This window comes from Pseudoalteromonas lipolytica (assembly GCF_001306915.1).
GTDB lineage: Bacteria > Pseudomonadota > Gammaproteobacteria > Enterobacterales > Alteromonadaceae > Pseudoalteromonas > Pseudoalteromonas simplex.
In genome coordinates this window covers 67,501-88,083 of the sequence record NZ_LJTC01000015.1, presented here as the reverse complement: position 1 = coordinate 88,083, position 20,583 = coordinate 67,501, and the positions used below count along the sequence as shown (strand labels likewise).

19 protein-coding genes are annotated in these 20,583 nt (G+C 38.6%); 17 read left to right on the top strand and 2 right to left on the bottom strand.

What is annotated here, in order from left to right; genetic code table 11:
* Positions 1 to 15: 15 nt before the first annotated feature.
* The 3 genes from AOG27_RS19100 (at position 16) to AOG27_RS19090 (ending at position 2,612) form a co-directional block, all read left to right on the top strand.
* Positions 16 to 570, top strand: coding sequence for an isochorismatase family protein (locus tag AOG27_RS19100; protein ID WP_054554587.1), 555 nt, complete (start codon positions 16 to 18; stop codon positions 568 to 570).
* Positions 571 to 646: 76 nt separating this feature from the next.
* A complete protein-coding gene (locus AOG27_RS19095; RefSeq protein WP_054554586.1) occupies positions 647 to 2,113 on the top strand; it encodes a methyl-accepting chemotaxis protein in 1,467 nt (488 codons plus the stop codon).
* Between the two features lie 13 nt (positions 2,114 to 2,126).
* The gene (locus AOG27_RS19090; RefSeq protein WP_082389332.1) at positions 2,127 to 2,612 is read left to right on the top strand and encodes a DUF6436 domain-containing protein; all 486 of its coding nucleotides are present in this window, start codon (positions 2,127 to 2,129) and stop codon (positions 2,610 to 2,612) included.
* A 52-nt stretch (positions 2,613 to 2,664) separates the two neighbouring features.
* Here the strand turns inward: AOG27_RS19090 and AOG27_RS21325 are convergent, their stop codons facing one another.
* Positions 2,665 to 4,938, bottom strand: coding sequence for a CHRD domain-containing protein (locus AOG27_RS21325; RefSeq protein ID WP_082389331.1), 2,274 nt, complete (start codon positions 4,936 to 4,938; stop codon positions 2,665 to 2,667).
* A gap of 298 nt (positions 4,939 to 5,236) precedes the next feature.
* Here AOG27_RS21325 and AOG27_RS19080 point away from each other — a divergent pair, with 298 nt between their 5' ends.
* Positions 5,237 to 5,653, top strand: a complete 417-nt coding sequence (locus tag AOG27_RS19080; RefSeq protein ID WP_054554584.1) for a hypothetical protein — start codon at positions 5,237 to 5,239, stop codon at positions 5,651 to 5,653.
* Positions 5,654 to 5,709: 56 nt separating this feature from the next.
* On the opposite strand, the gene AOG27_RS19075 is transcribed toward AOG27_RS19080, so the two are convergent.
* Positions 5,710 to 6,408: a hypothetical protein gene (locus AOG27_RS19075; protein WP_054554583.1), complete on the bottom strand. Its 699-nt coding sequence runs from the start codon at positions 6,406 to 6,408 to the stop codon at positions 5,710 to 5,712.
* A 559-nt stretch (positions 6,409 to 6,967) separates the two neighbouring features.
* Between AOG27_RS19075 and AOG27_RS19065 the strand changes: the two genes are divergently transcribed.
* The 13 genes from AOG27_RS19065 to AOG27_RS19005 all read left to right on the top strand — a co-directional run bounded on the left by AOG27_RS19065 (position 6,968) and on the right by AOG27_RS19005 (position 20,581).
* The gene (locus AOG27_RS19065; protein ID WP_054554581.1) at positions 6,968 to 7,564 is read left to right on the top strand and encodes a hypothetical protein; all 597 of its coding nucleotides are present in this window, start codon (positions 6,968 to 6,970) and stop codon (positions 7,562 to 7,564) included.
* Positions 7,565 to 7,770: 206 nt separating this feature from the next.
* Complete coding sequence (locus AOG27_RS19060) at positions 7,771 to 8,253, top strand: hypothetical protein (protein ID WP_054554580.1); 483 nt, start codon at positions 7,771 to 7,773, stop codon at positions 8,251 to 8,253.
* A 419-nt stretch (positions 8,254 to 8,672) separates the two neighbouring features.
* On the top strand, positions 8,673 to 9,275 hold the full coding sequence (locus AOG27_RS19055; RefSeq protein WP_152967173.1) for a hypothetical protein: 603 nt from the start codon (positions 8,673 to 8,675) through the stop codon (positions 9,273 to 9,275).
* 303 nt (positions 9,276 to 9,578) lie between these two features.
* On the top strand, positions 9,579 to 10,145 hold the full coding sequence (locus AOG27_RS19050; protein WP_152967172.1) for a hypothetical protein: 567 nt from the start codon (positions 9,579 to 9,581) through the stop codon (positions 10,143 to 10,145).
* A gap of 397 nt (positions 10,146 to 10,542) precedes the next feature.
* Entirely contained in the window at positions 10,543 to 11,463 is a 921-nt protein-coding gene (locus AOG27_RS19045; protein WP_054554577.1) for a hypothetical protein, read from the top strand.
* A 349-nt stretch (positions 11,464 to 11,812) separates the two neighbouring features.
* Positions 11,813 to 12,733, top strand: a complete 921-nt coding sequence (locus AOG27_RS19040; RefSeq protein ID WP_054554576.1) for a hypothetical protein — start codon at positions 11,813 to 11,815, stop codon at positions 12,731 to 12,733.
* Positions 12,734 to 13,076: 343 nt separating this feature from the next.
* Positions 13,077 to 13,571 carry a S1 RNA-binding domain-containing protein gene (locus AOG27_RS19035; protein ID WP_054554575.1) on the top strand — a complete coding sequence of 165 codons (495 nt, stop codon included), beginning with the start codon at positions 13,077 to 13,079 and terminating at the stop codon, positions 13,569 to 13,571.
* 412 nt (positions 13,572 to 13,983) lie between these two features.
* Positions 13,984 to 14,313: a type II toxin-antitoxin system PrlF family antitoxin gene (locus tag AOG27_RS19030; protein ID WP_054554574.1), complete on the top strand. Its 330-nt coding sequence runs from the start codon at positions 13,984 to 13,986 to the stop codon at positions 14,311 to 14,313.
* A 20-nt stretch (positions 14,314 to 14,333) separates the two neighbouring features.
* Positions 14,334 to 14,789, top strand: a complete 456-nt coding sequence (locus AOG27_RS19025; protein ID WP_054554597.1) for a type II toxin-antitoxin system YhaV family toxin — start codon at positions 14,334 to 14,336, stop codon at positions 14,787 to 14,789.
* A gap of 304 nt (positions 14,790 to 15,093) precedes the next feature.
* The gene (locus tag AOG27_RS19020; RefSeq protein WP_054554573.1) at positions 15,094 to 15,288 is read left to right on the top strand and encodes a (2Fe-2S)-binding protein; all 195 of its coding nucleotides are present in this window, start codon (positions 15,094 to 15,096) and stop codon (positions 15,286 to 15,288) included.
* Positions 15,289 to 15,446: 158 nt separating this feature from the next.
* On the top strand, positions 15,447 to 16,979 hold the full coding sequence (locus AOG27_RS19015; RefSeq protein WP_054554572.1) for a phospholipase D family protein: 1,533 nt from the start codon (positions 15,447 to 15,449) through the stop codon (positions 16,977 to 16,979).
* A 253-nt stretch (positions 16,980 to 17,232) separates the two neighbouring features.
* Positions 17,233 to 19,488, top strand: coding sequence for an acyl-CoA dehydrogenase (locus AOG27_RS19010; RefSeq protein WP_054554571.1), 2,256 nt, complete (start codon positions 17,233 to 17,235; stop codon positions 19,486 to 19,488).
* Positions 19,489 to 19,633: 145 nt separating this feature from the next.
* On the top strand, positions 19,634 to 20,581 hold the full coding sequence (locus tag AOG27_RS19005; protein WP_054554570.1) for an aminoglycoside phosphotransferase family protein: 948 nt from the start codon (positions 19,634 to 19,636) through the stop codon (positions 20,579 to 20,581).
* Positions 20,582 to 20,583 lie beyond the last annotated feature (2 nt).

The window sequence follows — 20,583 nt, the reverse complement described above, 5'->3', positions numbered from 1 at the left end:
ACCTAAGGGAAAGTTATGCGTCATTCATTTATAAGTCAAAAGAATCATGCCTTGTTATTAATTATTGACCTTCAAGCAGGGCTTGAGCCTGTCATAAGCGACTTTGGCCAAGCTGTTAATTACACCGAAAAGTTGATAAATGCAGCTAAAGCTTTAGACATTCCCTATTTATTTACTGAACAAAACCCAACCAAGTTAGGTAAAAGTAGTGAACAGCTTTTACCCTTCATAAATGGTAATAATTGCTATCACAAAATACATTTTAGCGCATGCCAAGAAGCGCAATTTAACCAACAATTAGCTGGCTTCAATCGTAAGCAAATAGTGGTGACGGGTACAGAGTCGCATGTGTGTGTACTGCAAACCTGTTTAGACTTAATTGCTAATGGCTATCAGGTGTTTGTGGTTGAAGATGCCATTGCATCACGCAACGAAAAACACAAAGAGTTAGCAATTAAGCAGCTATTGGCAGCAGGTGCTATTATTACCTGTACAGAAAGTGTGATATTTCAATGGCTAGAAAAAGCAGGGACCGATCAATTTAGAGCATTATTGCAATTAATAAAGTGAACCACGATGCGGTTCGAACCGTATTGGCTCGATTAATTGTATTTTTGTAAAGTATTTAATCATTAAGGCTTTATCTATGACGAGTGTGCGCCGCCTTTTTACTTATTTGTTCCTTTTATTGTTTGTTGAGTCTTTGGTTTTAGGCTTTATCTATTCGACCTTGATAACGGGTGTAGTAACTGGTTTATTATTGCTGTCTTTACCACTTTGGATGCTTCATCAATACCCAACGAGCAAATTAACGGCTCATGTTGTAGCTGCCGGTTGCATGATGTTTTCGTTTTTACACATCCAACAAAGCTACGGCCTTATTGAAGTACATTTTGAAATTTTCATTTTAATGGCCGTATTGATCATGTTTGTTGAATGGCGCGTGTTTATAACTGCACTTGCTTTTGTGGCCGTTCACCATTTGAGCTTTTACTTTTTACAGATTAACGAAGTAGGCTTATACGTTTTTGACCCAGACAGATTATATTTTAGCACGGTACTTATTCATGCCGTGTATGCCATTGTTGAAGCAATTGTAGCGGGTTACATTGCTAAAACCCTTCACCGCGAACGCAGTTCTGGCTTATCGTTAAGCACAACGACTGAGCAGATAATGGCTGACGAAAACAGCATTAATATTAGTTTAAGAGCAGACGACTCCCACAGTGAAGCCGTAGCGGGTTTTAACCGTTTACTGGGTTTTGTATCGAGTGTGATAGGTGATGTTCAAAGCCAAAGTAGTGTTTTAAAAAATCAGTCTAAACAATTACTTGAAGTACACGACGAATTACATGAGCAAGCACTTCATCGTGAGCAGTTATCTGCAGATATCGCGCAGTCAGGCGAGCGAGTCGCCGAAGGCTTTGCCCATGTTGAACAAGAAAGTAATGAACTACAAACACAGTTTGAGCAGCTCCATTTAAGTGCCACAGAGGCACTCAATGAAGTGGCGAATACCGACAGCAAAACGGCGGAGCTTGCTAATAACCTTCAAGAGGCTGACCAAAATATTAGCCAACTGGTGAGTGCATGTTCGCATATCTCAGAATTACTCAATGAGATTTCGTCAATTGCTGAGCAAACAAACTTACTTGCACTAAACGCTGCAATTGAAGCTGCGCGTGCTGGAGAACAAGGTCGCGGCTTTGCAGTGGTGGCTGATGAAGTGAGAAACTTAGCAACACGCAGCAAAAACACCACAGATAAAATAACCAATACGCTTGAAAGCTTGATGCAAAACAGCGCATCATCAACTAAGTCGATGCAGGGTAGTGTTGCGCTTATAGAGCAGTTATCGGCCATTAGTTCGCAGATGAAACTGCAAATTACCGAGATGACAGAGCAGGTGAATGTTGCTGCAAGTAGCTCACAATCGGTTGCACATGTAGTGCAAAATCAAGCGGGTAATACGCGTGCTATTGCCGAGAACTCACAAGCCTTAATTGCTAACCAAGCCAACGATAATCTGATGATTGAAAAACTCACCGATCGCGTACAGTTAATTGATGTAAGTATCGATGTACTGGAGCAAGGTATTGCTAAATTCAAATAGCAAATGGCTGATAATGGCAACTCTACTTTGGGTTGCCTCTGTGGCATTAGCCTTGGTATTTGCTTATTCTCAACAAGCAAGCACCTTTGATCCAGATAAAAAGCTGGCAACAGCTAACTGGCTGACTACATTTCAACAAAGTATGGGACTTGGCATCACCCATACAGATACCTTGTACATTATTGATGAAAATACCTGTGTATGCTCAGAGCGCTCACAACCGCACATAACAAGCCTTAGCAGCTATGCAGCAGAGCACGGTATTGAAGTAATAAAACTTAAACCAACATCTGCGGTTGCTGCAATATTACCCGCTCAACCTGCCGCAGTACTTGTTTCTGAAAATCAACAGCTTGTGTATGCAGGGCCATTATCAAAAGGACTCGCGTGTTCAAGTCAGAATGGCTTTGTTGAGTTAGTAATTGCAAACTTACGAGCGGGTTTTAATAGCCAGTTTATTAATTCAGACGCCGAGGGATGTTATTGTGAAATTAATTGAGCTTGAAAGGTAAGTAAAAGAGGCCAAGTATGTTGGCCTCTGTATTTAATATTTATTGAATTTGGCCTCGTATCTCACCGCTTGGGTTTGCAGGGGTATGAATGTTTACATAATGACCGCCTGAAACTAAAACTGAAAAGATATCGGCGTCTATCATTAAGCCTGTGCTACTCATCCAGCGATTCATATCATCACTGTCTTGTACAAGTGGAGCTAACACAGGGCCATTTTCACCTGCTACACCGGTATGAATATGGGCAGCAGTTGCATCGCTTACACCTGATGTAAGCACTTGCAACTCAACACTGTAATCATTGGTATTCACTAGCGCATAACCATCGCCAGACGCATCCGTTGTGACCGCAGGTACTTCTTGTTCACCACTTAGCGGAAAGGTGACAAACACATAGTTGTCGGTAAGGATTTGACCGCGAAGTTCGCCACTTGGGTTAGCAGGAGTATGCACATTAACGTAATGACCACCTGATGCAAGTACTGCAAAAATATCTGCATTGATCATGGTGTTTTCAGGTGTTTGCCACAGGTTCATGTTATCGCTTGATTGCTCTAACGCGGCAAGTACGTCGCCATTAGTGCCTATACGACCCGTATGAATGTGAGCAGCAGTGGCGTCACTCACACCTTCGGTTAACGCTCTTAATTCTAGATGGTAGTTATCCATGTTAACTAATGCATAACCACTACCTGATGCCATCGTATCAACCGCTGGAACTTCTTGCATACCACTAAGTGGGAAAGTAACGAGTTGATAGTTATCTGTTAGGATCTGACCTCTAATTTCGCCACCCGTGTTAGCAGGTGTATGTACGTTAACGTAATGACCACCTGATGCAAGTACCTCGAAGATCTCTGCGTTGATCATGGTATTTGCTGGCGTCATCCACATGCCTGCATCAGTTGTTGACTGCTCAAGCGCTACTAGAACGTCGCCATTGGTGCCAATTCGGCCAGTATGAATGTGTACACCTGTCGCATCATCAACACCCATTGTGTTTACTAATAGCTCTAAGCCATAGTTATCCATGTTAATTAATGCATAACCTTCACCACTTGCATCAGATTCGACAGCAGGAACTTCTTGCTCACCGCTTAGTTTAAAGCTCGTAAAACCATAGTTACTGGTTAGGATTTGCCCACGAAGCTCGCCGCCAGCATTAGCAGGTGTATGAACATTGACATAGTGACCGCCAGAAGCCAGCACTGCAAAAATATCCGCGTTGATTTGTGTGTTGCTTGGTGTCATCCAGACGTTACTGTCGTCCATTGATTGTTCAAGAGCCACTAATACATCGCCATTAGTCCCGATACGACCTGTATGAATATGCGCAGCACTTGCATCGTCTAAGCCTGATGTTACAACAGTAAGCTCTACGCTGTAGTCTGTTGTATCAACAAGGGCATAACCATCACCATCAGCCATGGTGTTGACCATAGGCACTTCTTGATTACCACTTAAGTCAAAGGTCGCAACTGCATAGTTGTCTGTTAAGATTTGGCCGCGAATTTCGCCACCGGCAAATTCAGGCGTATGAACATTAACATAGTGACCGCCGTCTAAAAGTACTGCCAGAGTGTCGCTGTCAATCATGGTATCTTCTGGTACAACCCAGTCAGTCATGACTTCGTCGTCTTGCTCTAAAGTTACGAATACGTCACCATTTGAGCCTAATTTACCCGTGTGGATATGAGCTGCTGTTGCGTCATCAACACCCATAGTCACCGCGCGAAGCCGAAATTCTGTCGTGGCGCTATCATAAGATGCATAGCCATAACCCATTGCGTCACTGTCGTTCATAGGCACTTGCTGATCGCCATTTAAAACAAACGTGATGATACTCGTTGTATCTGGCACAATTTGCGCACGAAGTTCACCGTTTGCATACTGTTCGGTATGAAGGTTTATATACCAATCGCCATCCATTAAATCAGCAATTAGGCTTTCATCAAGGTCGGTAATTGCGACTTCATACATACCATCGGTAGTGGCTTCAAATGCAAAAGCAACATCACCATTAGCGCCTAAATCGCCGTCGTGTATGTGTGCTGCGCTAAAACCTTCGACTGAGCTTGCATCAAGTGTTGCACGAAATTGCATTAAACTTTCGTCAAGCTCTACCGTTGCAGACGCTGTTTGCATTGAGTCATTCATTGGCACTTCTTGTTTGCCACTTAAAGTTACAGAATAGGTTTTACTTGGAGTGAATTCTTGAACTGGGGGTGGGGTAACAACTTCGGTATTATCGTCATCATCATCGCTACACGCGGTGAGAAAAAGTAAGCTGCTAGCCAGGAGTATGTATTTCATCGTTGTTCCTTATATCTTTGTATGTTCGGACGTTACGACGTGTCCACTTCAATAAGGCGTACGGGCGGTGTTTAAAAAAAGATCAAAAAAGGTTGTTTAAAAGTTAAAAAGTAGTTCTTTAGTGTTGGTTTATTTGAAGTGAGGATTCAAAATTAAAGTTTAATAACGCTAACTTTAGAGGATTTGACATATTTAGCCGTATAATGGCTTTTGGGTTCCAAATGGGTACGGATCGTGCATCTAGTTTGATTTTAAAAAGTTTATAGCTAAACGCCAAAAAATTAACGATAGGAAAGCTATGCAGCTAACTTCGTACACATCTTCATTCCTAAAAGAGCCATTATTAGATCAGCAAAATAAAAATGAGCTAAACCCAGCAAGTGAAAGAGCAACAAACCTTCAAGGCTCTAAACAACAAGAAGCGGGCGTTGATTCTGAACCGGAAGTTGAGGCTCAACCAAAGACATCACAAACACAACAAGAGATAGTAGTAAAAATAAAGGAGTTACAAAATAAGATTAATAGTTTAAAAAGTAACGAAGACCTAGCTCCAGAACAACGAGAAAGTGAGTTACTAGAGCTTAATAAACAACTTGATGAAGAAATAAATGCAGTCCAGCTTGCCGTAAAAAGTAATGTTTCTACGATGATAAACTCTTTGTTTGCTCCTACGTCTAGTAATCACTCTGGTATGCTGTTTAACAATAAAGCGTAAGTTTAAGGCAAAGGCTTGTTCGCAGTTACTTTGCCAATTGCATATTTATAAGTCCGCTAAATTACATACTTTATAAGTGAGTAGATGAGAGTACATATAAAGGTAAATAGGAAGAACCATTTTATGTGAACTGTTATTGGTGACCCGCGTTTGGCTGTTCTGATCATAGTGACTGGGTAATCATACTCAACAAGTGTCTTGAAAAGCTCAGGATGTTCTAAGCTCCAGTCATTTAAAGGAATTGAATCACCATAGCGAGTTTTAAAAATAACAGAAAATAGATAGGCACGCCTAGGTTGTGGATCGTTAATATCGTAGCCGCTTTTGGTGCGTGTAAAATTCCATACGGCCTCAACATTAAGTAAATCTTCTCTTTTAAGTGTTCGTGCTTTTCTGTCATCGAATAAAAGTGCAGGCAGGTAAACCTCTTCTTTGTTTATTTTAATTTCGCACAAGGGAGATTCATGGATGAAATAACGCTTATTGGCAATAAACATCTGAATTAAAAAATAACTAAGATAAGTAATGACCACAGCGGCAATTGCACCTGCACCGGATTGTGTTTTCCAAACAAGGTGGCAAGCAATAATGAAAATAACGGCAGTAATTAATTTTGCCTTGAATTTCTGTGCTTTCGGTAAAGGCACTGCGCATCTTATGATAGGTATTTCAGGTTGCACTTTCGTTTTTATGAAAGTCTGAAAAAAGATTGAGTTAAAGTTATCACGGGTTAATTCAAAAGTAGGCGCTTCCATGTGTCCTCGATTACTGATTTAGTGTTAGACGTAAAATAGCAAACGCAGTGCTTTACTATCAACTAAAAACACCAGATTGTGTTTAAGTTTGGTTGGAGCATAACTTGCTTTTTATTGGTATAGTAAGTTACTGATAAATATGTAAATGTGAACTGGTGAAATGATAGATTATTTTCTTATTATTTTGATGGTACTTTCGGCTGTTTTATTTTTGTTTGTAATGGTTTTGTTTATCTTAGCTCCAAAATACGCAAAAAAAGAGCTTTTCATAAACTACTACAGTGGAACAGGTGCAATTTATCATGGTTTTAAGCTGTTCAGAGTTGAATCCTATCGGGAAGACAAAGTGTGGGCTTGTAAAGCCATTAAATACTCATCTATAGCAATTGTAGTAATGTTTTTCATTATGGTTTTTTTAATAAAATTGAATGGAGTTCAACAGAGCTAGGAGTCGGCTCTTGTGTTTCTTTCGTGGATTATGGTTAAGCACTATGCCAAAAAACGTAACAGTTTTTTTCTGAGCTAATCGAAGAGACTCAAGTTAAATAGTGGAGATACTATGAAGTATTTAATTTTTATCCTTTTATTCCAAAGTGGCATTTGCATGGCGTTACAGCCCATATCAGAATATTGTGAAGACACTAACTTGTTAAGCAGTTTTGCTGGTGATACCTTTGCAGCAACAAATTGCTTGGCTTATGGATTTAATGCGGAGAATGCGTTCTTTTCTAAAGCTATTAATACAAGTATTAGATTTGAAAAAATTAAGCCTGCAATTGATACATTTGTCAAAATTGTCAATACCGATGGAGGGTCATCCTTTGACAAACAAGAAGTTTTTTATAAGTACGTTGGGGAAATAGATAGTTTCTCAGTGCCTCTATTTGGGAGCTATGATGAATTCGAAGATGCTAAAGCTTCATTAGTATTTTCGATTAACTACACAACTCATTGTAACATATCAGTTTTAGATTACAGTGGAGGTGATAAATTCATGATTGGATATAAACTTAATCGAATGACTGATGAAGGTAAATATAACTATGATTATTTGTATATAGAGCTCCCTAAAGAAGCAAAAATAAATAAAGCGGATAGTGATGGTTTAATAGATGCTTTTTGTCATAATGATTTAAGCTTTAAAAATAAAGAATAATGGTAAGTAGCTTTTATCTATCCAAAGAGGTCGAGCTACATTTTCCTTCTAAATCATAATAACCACTTCAGTTTAGTCTTTAATTTAGGTAAAAAAGAGAGGCCTGAACCCATTTTGTGTTCGTTCGATATTGGCTCGGGGAAAAGAAACTAGCATGGTTCATACGGCAACTTCGGCCCATAGATTAGCCATAGGAGATTTAGTTAATGTATGAACTTTATTTTCAGTCTGATTTTTCAGGCACCAGGCTTGGGTTTTATTTTTCACTTGTTTGTTCTGTTCTACTAATATTGTGCTGCCCGAAAATAAAATACTGGTACGAAAATAAACTACAGTTTGAAAAGAAAGTTAACTTCTGGTTTGGCTTCTTATTTTTATTTGGCTTTTCTGTAATGCAGTCACTGCCATTTTATTGCCTAGTATTAAAATCTAATGACATAGATTCTGGAAATTATTCTACAGTTGAAGGAGCTATTGAAGATATTCAAATTGTTGAAAGAAATAGTAGAGAAGAGGTTTTTACTGTCGATGGAGTACGCTTTAAGTACAATGATTACGGAACTGAAAACTCCTTTTTTGCGAATAGAAAGCATGATTCAGATACAATCCAAGAGGGGCGAGTTGTTAAAATTGCTTACCTTAAAGAAGGGAATGAAAACCTGATTTTTGAGTTGAGTGTCAAAAAGTAGTGTTTTAGGATGCAAACCAATAGAGTCAGGTCTTTCTTTTTACCTTTTAACTAGTCCAAAGTTGTATATAAGCAATGGTTTAATAAAAGTTCTCAACGTGTTGGTCATTTTGTGATGGGAAAGCTCAAGCTCCGGAATGAATTTAAACCGATAAAATGTTACTTCAATTTGGCAAATCTAAAGCGATAGCAAGCCGAAAATTTGCGCTAGCTATTTGTCGAGCAAGGAAAAAGTTGGGTGATTATCTTAAGCTTCATTACTCCTACTCAAGCGCGAGTCGGTTAGTGGCAAAAGAAAGACCTGACCCCTATGGTTCAAGCTCGGGGGATACTAGGAGTTTGGGGTGCTACCTTAACTGCAGATCAGTACTATTATAAATCAAACTCTTTCATGAAAACTATTAATGAAATTGAAATGTCATGTATAAGAGATATAGCTCAAAAATGAGGGGAAACTATGTGATGTTGGTGAGGTTTTTTTTATTTTTGATAATAGCTTTCCCTGCTTTTTCGTGTGAAAAGTCACTGGAAGCTGTAAGGCTTATTGATATTGATTATGTAACAGATATTGAAGGTATATTTAAAAAATATAAAGTTGAGGTTGAGAAGAAGGTTATTTTTGGACAAGAAATATTAACTGCAAAATCTGATTTTATAAGTAGAGGTTTTTTGGATGTTGAAGTTTATAAATTCGAGATTATAAAATTTAAAGGTGAGCGTTTGATAATTGAATATTCAATAAACAATGGGCGTTCATTTAAACACGATATGATTAATTTTGATGATTTGATTAATAAAATTAAAAATATAGAAAAATCTACTACATGCAGTGATGAAATTTCTGAAGCTTGGATGGATCTGGCTGTGCTATTAGAAATCACAGCTAAACCAAGAAAGCGTAATCTTTATGTAGATGAACAAAATAGACAAGTGATTATCTTTGATGGTGATAACTGGAACAGTTTTTATCCATCTAAGGATGGTAAAAGTATCATAGTTGCAAGTGCCTACATTGATAACTGATTTCATAGTTTTTTGGTTCTTACAAAGTTTATAAAAGAGGTTAAAGATATCTATTAGTAAAACAAACAGGCTCAGGTCTTTCTTTTTTACTTTTACGAATCAAATGGTGTGTTTATGTAATGGTCTAATAAGAATCATTAAAATGTTGGGCATTTTACGATGTACAAGCACAAAGTCAGATAGTGGCAAAATGAAAGGCCTGCCCCCATGGTTTTGGAATGAAATTAGGGCTTATCAATGGGGGCTGTCAAACTCTAAAGTTATGGGTCTCAGTAATAGGGGATGAACTTTGTCCGAGATAGCATGAAGGATAAGAGAAGCTTTTTAAAAGATGATAATAACTATTGGAAAGCAAGAGATTTAAATATGCCTAAAATCATAATATTTCTTATATTAGTTACAACAATGGCCAACTCTCAAGAAATAGAATTAGCACTCCAAAAGTTAGATGAAGATACAGTAACTTTAACTATTTCAAGCTCTGATAATTTAGAACGAAATGATATGGATGATCGTAATCTATGCTTACGCCCTATTGGAGGGGTTGACTTTTATATTGTGGATGAAAAATTAAATATGTACTTATCTTATACTCATTTGAATTCAAGGTGCATTTCTCCATCAGAGCAGAAAGTAAAAGGTGATGATCCATTTTCAAAAAATTATAATTTTAAGAGATTATTTAATAGTTTTGCTTTTTACAACGATGGAAAGTATATAAAACCTCCAAAAGGAAGGTACACTGTAAAGTCAAAATCTTGTATTTATGGCAAAAATAGAAAAGTAACTGATTGTATTTACAGTAATGGTATAGGCTTAATAGTTTCAGAAAATGGTGCCTATAAGCTTCAAGTGGAACAAAAAAATTAATTGGAGAAACATAAAAGCTAGAGGCTGAGTAAAGTTTAACGAAAAAACAAATAGGGTCAGGTATTTCTTTTTGGTTTTTAGCTAGTCCAATGTTGTTTATAAGCAATGGTTTAATAGAAGTTCTCAACGTGTTGGGCATTTTACGATGGGCAAGCACAAGCACCAGAGTGGCTTGAAATCGACAAAATGTTCGTTCAATTTGGAAAATCTAAAGCAACATCAAGCCGAAAGTTTGCTTAATTTGATAGCAAAGAAAAGAGTTGGGTGATTATTTTCAATTACACTATTCGCGTGTTAGTAAGATTGTTGCAAAAGGCAAGACCTGACCCCTAGATGCTTGTGACCCCTAGATACTTGCTGACACTGCTACAATCTCAATGACCCCAGTTGGTAAATAATGGACAAAATATTAGAAAAATTTTTACGTAAGCGTAAGCTGGCGATAAAAAATCCTGAAAAGTATAGAAAGGTTTATATAAATAATACAAAAGAGCTTAATTTTTATATTGAGCAAGGAGAAACGAAAAGAGGTATACCTAGCAATGATAAATTGCCTTTCTTTAACTGGGAGGTATTAAATACAGAGTTGTCAATTCCATGTGATTATTATGAGATGGATGCACAAGCTAGTTTTGTAGATGATAACTTACTTGATTTAGGTAAGTTAAGCATATGCTTAACTTATGGATATCACCTGCTTATGATAGAAAACTATAACCTAAAACGCTTCACACATCGCTTTAGTCGTGAACCTTTAAGGTTGGTATCACCAACATCTGTATTTCAGCTAAGTATTGCAGTGATATTGCATAATAATGAATATGCTCGCCAAATTTATACGTTATATCAAGCAGGTTACATGAAGCACTGGGTGAATAGATCAAAAAGTCACATTGGTGATTTTATTATCTTGCTGTTTGATAAGGTAAAAGGTGGTAATACCCTAAAGCCGATCGTAGATGATTTTGCTTATCAAGCTATTTTAGATAACTGGGATAGTACAGACTTAACAAAAGTTACCGCTTATCTAAATCAGTTATGTGACGATCAAGTCGCTCAGGTTGCATCACCACCGAGTAAGATGTTTTTTGAGTTCGATAATATGAACTGGCAATTTACACCTTATGCTGCACTTATGCTGCTAACGCTAAGAGCACAACATGGCCTTGAAAACCCTGGTTTTGAGCACCCTGGTTTTGGTAATGTGACTTCTTTACTATTAACGCAGCCTGTAGCCCCTGAAAAAGATGACGTGCTTGAACAGCTTGTAGTCAAATTACATGAGCAGGGCTTTGATGAAAAAGCGTTACTAGCGTAGCATCTAAAAACTGTCACTAAAATGGTCAGGTCTTTCTTTTTGCCTTTTAGCTAGTCCAATGTCATATATAAGCAATGTTTAATAAAAGTCATCAAAATGCTGAGCATTTTGTGATGGGCAAGCACAAACTCCAGAATGGATTTAAATCGGCAAAGTGTTACCCCAATTTGGAAAATCTAAAGCAACATCAAGGCGTAAGTTAGCTGTAATTGTCGAGCAAAGAAAAGAGTTGGGTGATTATTTCAAGCTGCACAATTCAAGCATGAAGTATGGTAGTGGCAAAAGAAAGACCTGCCCCCTAGATGCTTGCTGACACTGCTACAACCTCAATGACCCCAGTTGGTAAATAATGGACAAAATATTAGAAAAATTTTTACGTAAGCGTAAGCAAGCAATTAAAAACCCAGAAAAGTATAGAAATGTCTACGATAGAAATATAACGAGAATTACTTTTTACTTAGAACATGGCAAAACAAAAGGTGAAGAATTTTTTAATGAGAGTTTACCTTTTGCTCCTTGGGAAAAGCTTAATGTTGAATTGTCAATTCCAGGTTATTTTTATGAAATGCAGGCACAAGCTAGTTTAGTGAAGGGTAGCGTACTCAATATCGAGCAGTTGGGATATTATTTGAGCTATGGGTATTATCAGCTAACTATTGCTCATATAAGACAAAAGCGCTGTGTTATTCGCTTCGGGGAAGATAATGAAAGAGTGATATCACCTGGAAGTGTATTTCAATTAGCTACAGCTGTTTTATTACATCAGTATGATTATGCGCAGCAATTTTATAAATTATTTCAAAATGGTTACATGAAAAATTGGATAAACCGTTCGAAAAGTCATATTGGTGATTTTATTATCTTGCTGTTTGATAGGGTCAAAGGTGACAATACTTTAAAACCGATCGTAGATGATTTTGCTTACCAATCTATTATAGATAACTGGGATAGTACAGACTTAACAAAAGTTACCTCTTATCTAAATCAGTTATGTGACGATCAAGTCACTCAGGTTGCATCACCACCGAGTAAGATGTTTTTTGAGTTCGATAATATGAACTGGCAATTTACACCTTATGCTGCACTTATGCTGCTAACGCTAAGAGCACAACATGGCCTTGAGAGCCCTGATTTTGAGCACCCTGGTTTTGGCAATGTGACTTCTTTACTATTAACGCAGCCTGTAGCCCCTGAAAAAGATGACCTGCTTGAACAGCTTGTAGTCAAATTACATGAGCAAGGCTTTGATGAAAAAGCGTTACTAGCGTAGCATCTAAAAAGTGTCACTAAATGGTCAGGTCTTTCTTTTTGCCTTTTAGCTAGTCCAATGTTGTTTATAAGCAATGTTTAATAAAAGTCATCAAAATGTTGGGCATTTTGTGATGGGCAAGCACAAGCTCCAGAGTGGCTTGAAATCGACAAAGTGTTACTTCAATTTGGAAAATCTAAAGCGATAGCAAGCCGAAAGTTTGCTTACTTTGTTGAGCAAAGAAAAGAGTTGGATGATTATTTTAATTACACTATTCAAACTTGAGTCAGGTAGTGGCAAAGAAATACCTGCCCCATAGATGCTCCGTTTTTAATGCTAAATAATACTTAGTGAGGATTTTGGTTTGAAAATTCAATCGAATGAAATTATTTCAGTAAAAGTTAAAAGCATTGAGCAATATGGTGTTCTAGTAGAGGCAGATGGTTACGAAGGGATTGTTCACATTCCTAATTTATCATGGAATATTTATGGAGTTCAAAAGGGAATGAGCAACTATTTTTCCATAGGTGATATTTTAGATGCAATGGTGCTTGATAGCTCAACAGTACCCTTTAATGCCTCTTTTAAAGACGCTCACCAAGAGCTAAGTCCGTGGAATAAAGTAAGTAAATACTTAATAAATACTATTCATAAAGCAAAAGTAGTTACGAGAACTGATTTTGGCTATTTTCTGGAACTAGAAAAAGGATTGAGAGTTCTGCTACATAATGAAAAGTCTATACCTGAGATGTCTGAAGGTGAAATTGTTTCAGTTAAAATTAACTCCATTGATCAGGAAAAGAAAAAGATTGTTGTTTCTTATGTTTTTCCTGAAAATAATAGCAATAAACCCCAGTAGAACAGTGCACTACACTACTAGCTGATTGTGCAATCTGTGTCGGAGCCACTAATGAGACAAGCAATAGCTCCAGATTGGCTTGAAATCGGCAAAGGAAAAACAAACAGGGTCAGGTCTTTCTTTTTGCCTTTAAGATTATTGAAGCCTAATTTTTAGTTATTAACTAACCAAGATTGATACGTGAAAGGATGGCTAGGCTACTACGATTAGAGTTTGCAGGTGCTTTGTATCATGTTACACCGTAAGGGAATGAGCGCACACTCAGCTAGCTGAGGTCTAGACAAGTCCCCCCTTACAGCATTAAGCAACTTGAGTATTTTCTAGCTCATTTTAAAAAGGTAATGCATTTGCATTGCCTGTTCGTTCGTACTAGAATCAAAGCTAATGAAGCAAATAAAAGACAGAGGTTGTTATGGCACAAGTTGCTTTAGAAACTGAATCAACATTGACAGACCGTTTTCAAACTACGGTGCCTAGCCCTGTTCGTCAGGCGTTGCACTTAGGTAAAAAAGATAAAATTAAATACACGATTCAATCTGATGGCAGCGTTGTTATTTCGCGTGCAGCAGTGCAAGAAAGCGATCCTGTGCTTGGCGAGTTCTTATCATTCATAGCGCGTGATATGCAGGCTCATCCTGAAAGAATAGAACCGTTATCAACAAGTATGCGAGAAAACGTTGATGTGTTGATTGAAGGTGTTGAAATCGATTTAGATGCTCCGTTATTGGATGAGGACGAGTAAGTTTGCAAAAAACGATACCAATGGTCGTAAATGGTTGGACACTTTACACTCATCCATTGTTTAAAGAGCAATACATAAGCCTTAAAGTTCAAGTTGAGGCTCTTCGGAATAAAGATCCAAAGGGCTACCTTAAAAAAAATGCCACGAAACGATTAGCCGCTATTCAACGGTTAATCTTTGAACTCATACCGCACGATCCTACCAGCCCTGAATTTCGCCAAGGAAGCACATTAGGTGATGATAACAAGCACTGGTTTAGAGCAAAGTTCTTCCAACAATACCGTTTGTTTTTTCGATATCATTTAGGGTCAAAAATCATCGTTTATGCATGGGTCAATGATGAAAATAATAAACGTGCATACGGTAGTAAAACCGATGCCTACAAAGTATTCGAAAAGATGTTAAATTCTGGTCATCCACCTGAGGGATGGGATGAACTTTTAAAAGCAGCTAAGGACGAGTTGCTCTTCCCTTAATCAAGGCGCATGTTTTTCCAGTTGTTGAAGTGTTGGCTTCTCTGTTATTTACCAATGCTCTGTATCTGAGCCATCCTCTCTTTTTCTTTCAACTCCAAACCAAACCCTCTCAAAAAAGTTAGAAATTTTTTCTTTATTCGCCTTTAACTAACTGCCCAAATCATAAGGGAAAATTTTTAGCTGTGTGCCATTTATGAAATTTCAGTATAAAAGTTATGCAAATATTGCCTATAACACTATTGCGAACTATTACCGTTTAGATTAATATGCTGACCATCAAGAGAAATGAGAGTGGTTTGCATTCATGTATATCTGTTTATGTCATGGTGTGACTGATAAAAAAATCGAACAAACAATTGATGATGGCGCTATGACGATGCGCGATTTATCAAAAGAGCTGCAAGTGGGTAGCCAGTGCGGCAAGTGTTGCGGTTGTTGTAAAAAAATTCTTAATCGCAAACTGATCGAAATTGCAGATATCACTGAGCAAGTAGCGTAGTTACTTGCTCTTAAGCATGCGTGCTTAACTATTTTTTCTTCGTTCAATTGTTCTAATTAATCCCCATACTTACGAGTTTTTATTTGCTTTTAACCCCTTCATTTATTAGGGTTATAACAAAGCAGATACGTGTATCACACGGTCATTGGTAGGAAGCCATGATAATAGACTCTTCAAAATCACTTTTTTGTGCAGTACTGATTTTAATCACCGCGGGCTGCGCGCAATTACCTTCACGAGAGTCCATTCAACCAAGCTATGCCATTGCAGCAGATACACCCAGTACCATAGGAGATGCAGTGGGTAATAATCATCCTGGGTTATCAGGGTTTTATCCTTTAGCAGATGGGGTCGATGCCTTTGTAGCTAGGTTGGCGCTCATTGATTCTGCAGAGCACACCATTGATGTGCAGTACTATTTATACCACAGGCAGCAAACCACCATTTTATTTACGGCCTTTTTATTAAAAGCCGCAGATAGGGGGGTAAGAATTCGCTTGTTGCTCGATGACTTATCGCAAGCCGACAGTGAGCTTGATTTAGCCGCTCTGGCTGTTCACCCTAATATTGAAGTTCGATTATTTAATCCATTCCCTAACCGTCGTTTTAGGGCGCTCGGCTTTATTACCAACTTTAGACAGCTTTCTAGGCGCATGCATAATAAGAGCTTTATAGTCGATAATCGTATTTTTATTACTGGTGGGCGAAACATTGGTAATGCGTACTTTTCGGCTGAAGATCATTCTGAGTTTATTGATTTAGATGTAATGAGTGTTGGTGAAATTGTTCCAAATGCATCAAAAGCATTTGATTTATATTGGAATCATCAATTGTCTTATCCAGTTGAAGATTTACACGGTAAACGTGATGAACAATCACTTATAGATATCACTAAAACATTGTCGACCTATGTTGAACAAAACCGACAGAGCAATTATGTTCAGCAGCTACATGAAAGCGAGTTTGTTAAACGCTTGCTTGATGACGAAATTACATTTGACTGGCAAACCTCAGAGCTGTTTTTTGACCATCCTGATAAGGTTTTAAATGATGTACGTGAAAAGTCGTCAAATATGTCGCCACGTTTACTTAAAAGACTTGGGCAACCACAGCAAAGAGTTATTATCATTTCGCCTTACTTTATTCCCAAAGAGCAAGGCGTTAAGTTGCTAACAAACTGGGTGCGGCAGGGCGTTAACGTTACTGTGCTAACAAATTCACTAGCCGCCACGGATGTCTCAGCTGTGCATGCAGGATATAAAAAGTACCGCAAAGATTTAATTTCTGGAGGGGTAAAACTTTGGGAATTAAAGCCAAGTGACTTGATGGCCGTTAAGCGCAAAGCAGGGCGTAAGGTTACTGGGTCATCACAAGCAAGCCTACACGCAAAAACCATGACCTTTGATGATGAAAAGATCTTTGTCGGTACCATGAACCTTGACCCTCGCTCACTTGATTTAAATACTGAAATGGGTGTATTGATCAACAGCTCTAAATTAAGCCGATCATTATCAAAGTGGGTTGATATTGATATGGCTGAGTATGCTTGGAAAGTTGATTTAAAGGGTGATGATTTAGTTTGGCTCGACACAGTGAGTAATGAGCAATTTGATGAAGAGCCACAAACTTCTTCTTGGCGACGTTTTCAAGTGTGGTTTATTTCGTTATTCCCTATCGAGGATGAGCTATAAAGCATTCCTTCAGCATTTACACCTAAGCCCAACTTTTTAGTTGGGCTTTTTATTGTCAGCCTTTAGTTGTTAACCATTTTGGGATAAAAAATAGCGTTTGAGCTTACACGTGTAAACCCATTGTATTCAAGTGCTTAGCATGCAAAGAAAAAATAAATATAAAAAAATGTTAAAAAAACTGGTTGGACCAATTGATCTATTGCTTATTTTATGACGTAATGTAGGTATTACTATCTGGTCGGATGAGTTTATTATGAGCTTACGTACAAAATTAAAAAAAGTATTACCTAGTATTTCAATTACAGAACAAGAAGCGTTAGATGCGGGTGATGTTTGGTTAGAAGGTTCAATCTACCAAGGTAAACCTGATTTCGATGCACTTCGTGACGTGCCAGCAGCTAAGCTGAGCGCTGAAGAGCAAGCATTCTTAGATGGCCCTGTGAAAGAATTATTATCAATGATTGATGATTCTGAAATTCAAAATGGTGTTCATCTTCCTGACTACATTCTTGATTTCTTGAAAAAAGAGCGCTTTTTCTCGCTTATCATTCCTAAATCATTCGGCGGTTTAGAATTCAGCCCATATGCAAACTCAACAATCGTTGCGACTATCGCGACTAAGAGTTCTGCGGTTGCGGTAACCGTGATGGTTCCTAATTCATTAGGCCCAGGTGAGCTATTACTTCACTTTGGTACTAAAGAGCAACAAGATCACTACTTACCACGTCTTGCAAATGGTCGCGACATTCCTTGTTTCGCACTAACTAGCCCAGAAGCGGGTTCAGATGCGGGTGGTATTCCAGATATCGGTGTTGTTAAACGTGGTCAGTTTAATGGCGAAGAAGTGCTAGGTTTAGAAATTACCTGGGACAAACGTTACATCACACTTGCGCCAATTGCGACAGTATTAGGTTTAGCATTTAAAGTAGTTGACCCTGATGGTTTACTCGGTGGCAAAGAAAACCTCGGTATTACCTGTGCGCTAATTCCTAAAGATCACCCTGGTGTTGAACTTGGTAATCGTCATGATCCTATGGGTATCCGTTTTTACAACGGTACGACTCGCGGTGAAAAAGTATTTGTACCAATGGACTTCATCATTGGTGGTCAAAAGAACATCGGCCGTGGCTGGCAGATGCTGGTTAGCTGTTTAGGTGCAGGCCGTGGTATCTCTTTACCGGCACTAGGTGTTAGTTCATCACAGGTAGCATTTAAAGGTGCTTCTGAGTACGCAGCAGTTCGCGAGCAGTTTGGTCTGGCGATTGGTCAATTCGAAGGTATTCAAGAGAAGCTTGCTGATATCGCAGGTAAAACTTATCTTCAAGAAGCAATGCGTGTATTAACAACAGAAGGTTTAGGCATGGGCTTAAAACCATCTGTAGTCACTGCTATTGCTAAATACCACATGACAGAAATCGGTCGTAACGTGCTTGATTCAGCAATGGATATTCAAGCAGGTAAAGCAATTCAAAATGGCCCGCAAAATACATTAGCAAGTGGATATGTTGCACAACCAATCGCAATCACGGTTGAAGGTGCAAACATTCTTACTCGTAACCTAATGATTTTTGGCCAAGGTGTAATGCGTTGTCACCCTTACCTTCAATCTATGGTTGAGTCTATCCATAGCGAAGACAAAAATGCAGATAAAGAATTCAACAGCATCTTACGTAAAACAGTAGGTTACAGCGTAGCTAACAGCTTACGTGCTTTCCGTTTAGGTGTATTACCGTTTACTGCCGGTGCTAAATCGTCACTACCCGAAGTACGTGAATACGAAAAAGCAGCGCATAAATTATCTGCAAAACTTGCAGTTTACGCTGACTTCTCGTTATTGGTACTGGGCGGCAAACTTAAGCAAGCAGAAATGCTATCTGCACGTTTAGGCGACGTAATGAGCTTCTTGTATGCGGCGATGGCATCAATTAAATACTACGAGCAAAAAGTAGCAAGCAGTGAACGTGAGCAAGCTGCGCCTTACTTCCATTATGCGACTCGCTTTGCACTACAAAGCGCTGAAGAAGCATTGCATAAGTTCTTAGATAACTTCCCTGCAAGTGGTACTCGTAAGTTCATGCGTTTCATTACGATGAACTACTCAATGAAAATGCCTAAAATCAGCGATGATTTAATCCGTGAACTTGCCACTCAAGCGCAAATGGATACGGCATTTAAAGCGCAAATCACTCACTTGGTTAATCCAATTGAAGGTGATGGTCATTACATCAATGAGCAAGCGTACAAAGCGAAAATGGCGTGCCTTGATTTACTTGCAAAAGTTAAAAAAGCACTGCGTGCTAAAACTATTAAGCCGGGTGTTCGTTTTGCAGAAACGCTTGATAATGCACTTGTTGCAAGTGTTATCAACGAAGAAGAGTATGCAAAACTGATTGATTACAACAAGAAACGTGAAAAAGCGATTCGTGTTGATGAGTTCGACTTTGACATGAACTTACTGGATGACAATGCAAAGCCAGTAAACCCACTTAAAAGTGTGGTAAACGAGTAATTCAACAATGCAAGTCCTGAGCAGTATTAGGACTTTATCTTCGAAAACCCGTGCTTAGCACGGGTTTTTTATTGCTTATAGGTCGTTGTACCAATAGCCAATATCACCTACCATTGCCATCGGTTTATATAAATTACAGAGCGTTATGGATCTTAGGCAATTTGTTACTTCTCACTTTTCAAACATTACAGAGCTACGGCAAGCGGCATCAGTATGGAGTGGTTGCGGTGAGATTATTCGTTGCCAAATGAATGGTGCTGCTAGGGTAATTAAAGCGATTGAAGTGCCAAGTCAAATTAATCATAGTCGTATAAAACAAAGTGATTTTGCGCTTGCCAGAAAGCGGCAATCTTACTTAGTCGAATTTAATTGGTATCGGCATTACGCTAAGCAATTGCCCCATGAAGCTGCGGCTATTCATTGTATTGAGGCAATCCAAGAGGGCAGTAAGCAAGCGCTGTTATTTAGTGATTTCAGTGCACTTGGCTACCAGCAAGCAAGTGCTACACACCGCGACATTGAAGCAATTATAAACTGGCTTGCACACTTTCATGCTTTTCATTTAGCAAGCTCTGCCGATGGCCTTTGGCCGCGAGGTAGTTATTGGCATTTAGCAACACGGCCCGATGAGCTAAAGCGTATGAGCGATTTAAGCTTAAAAGCGCAGGCACACGCTATTGATACTGCGTTGAATGAGTCACCTTACCAAACATTAATTCATGGTGATGCTAAGCTTGCCAATTTTGCTATTGCGCCACAAAACCAGCATGTTCTTGGCTATGATTTTCAATATGTAGGCAGGGGTGTTGGGGTGATTGATGTCATGTATTTTTTAGGCAGTTGCTTAAATGATACGGCATTAAAATCAGTTGCAGATGACTATTTAAATCGCTATTTTGACACCCTCACACAGGCACTAAAACGTTATCAACCAAATGTAAACCCAGCGCATGTTGTTAGCAGTTGGCGAGCGCTTTGGTGTTACGCATGGAGCGATTTTTATCGCTTTTTAGCAGGTTGGAGCCCTGCTCATGCAAAAATAAACGGCTACATGCAGCAGCAATTTGTAACGTACTTAAAAATAAAGGATTAGCA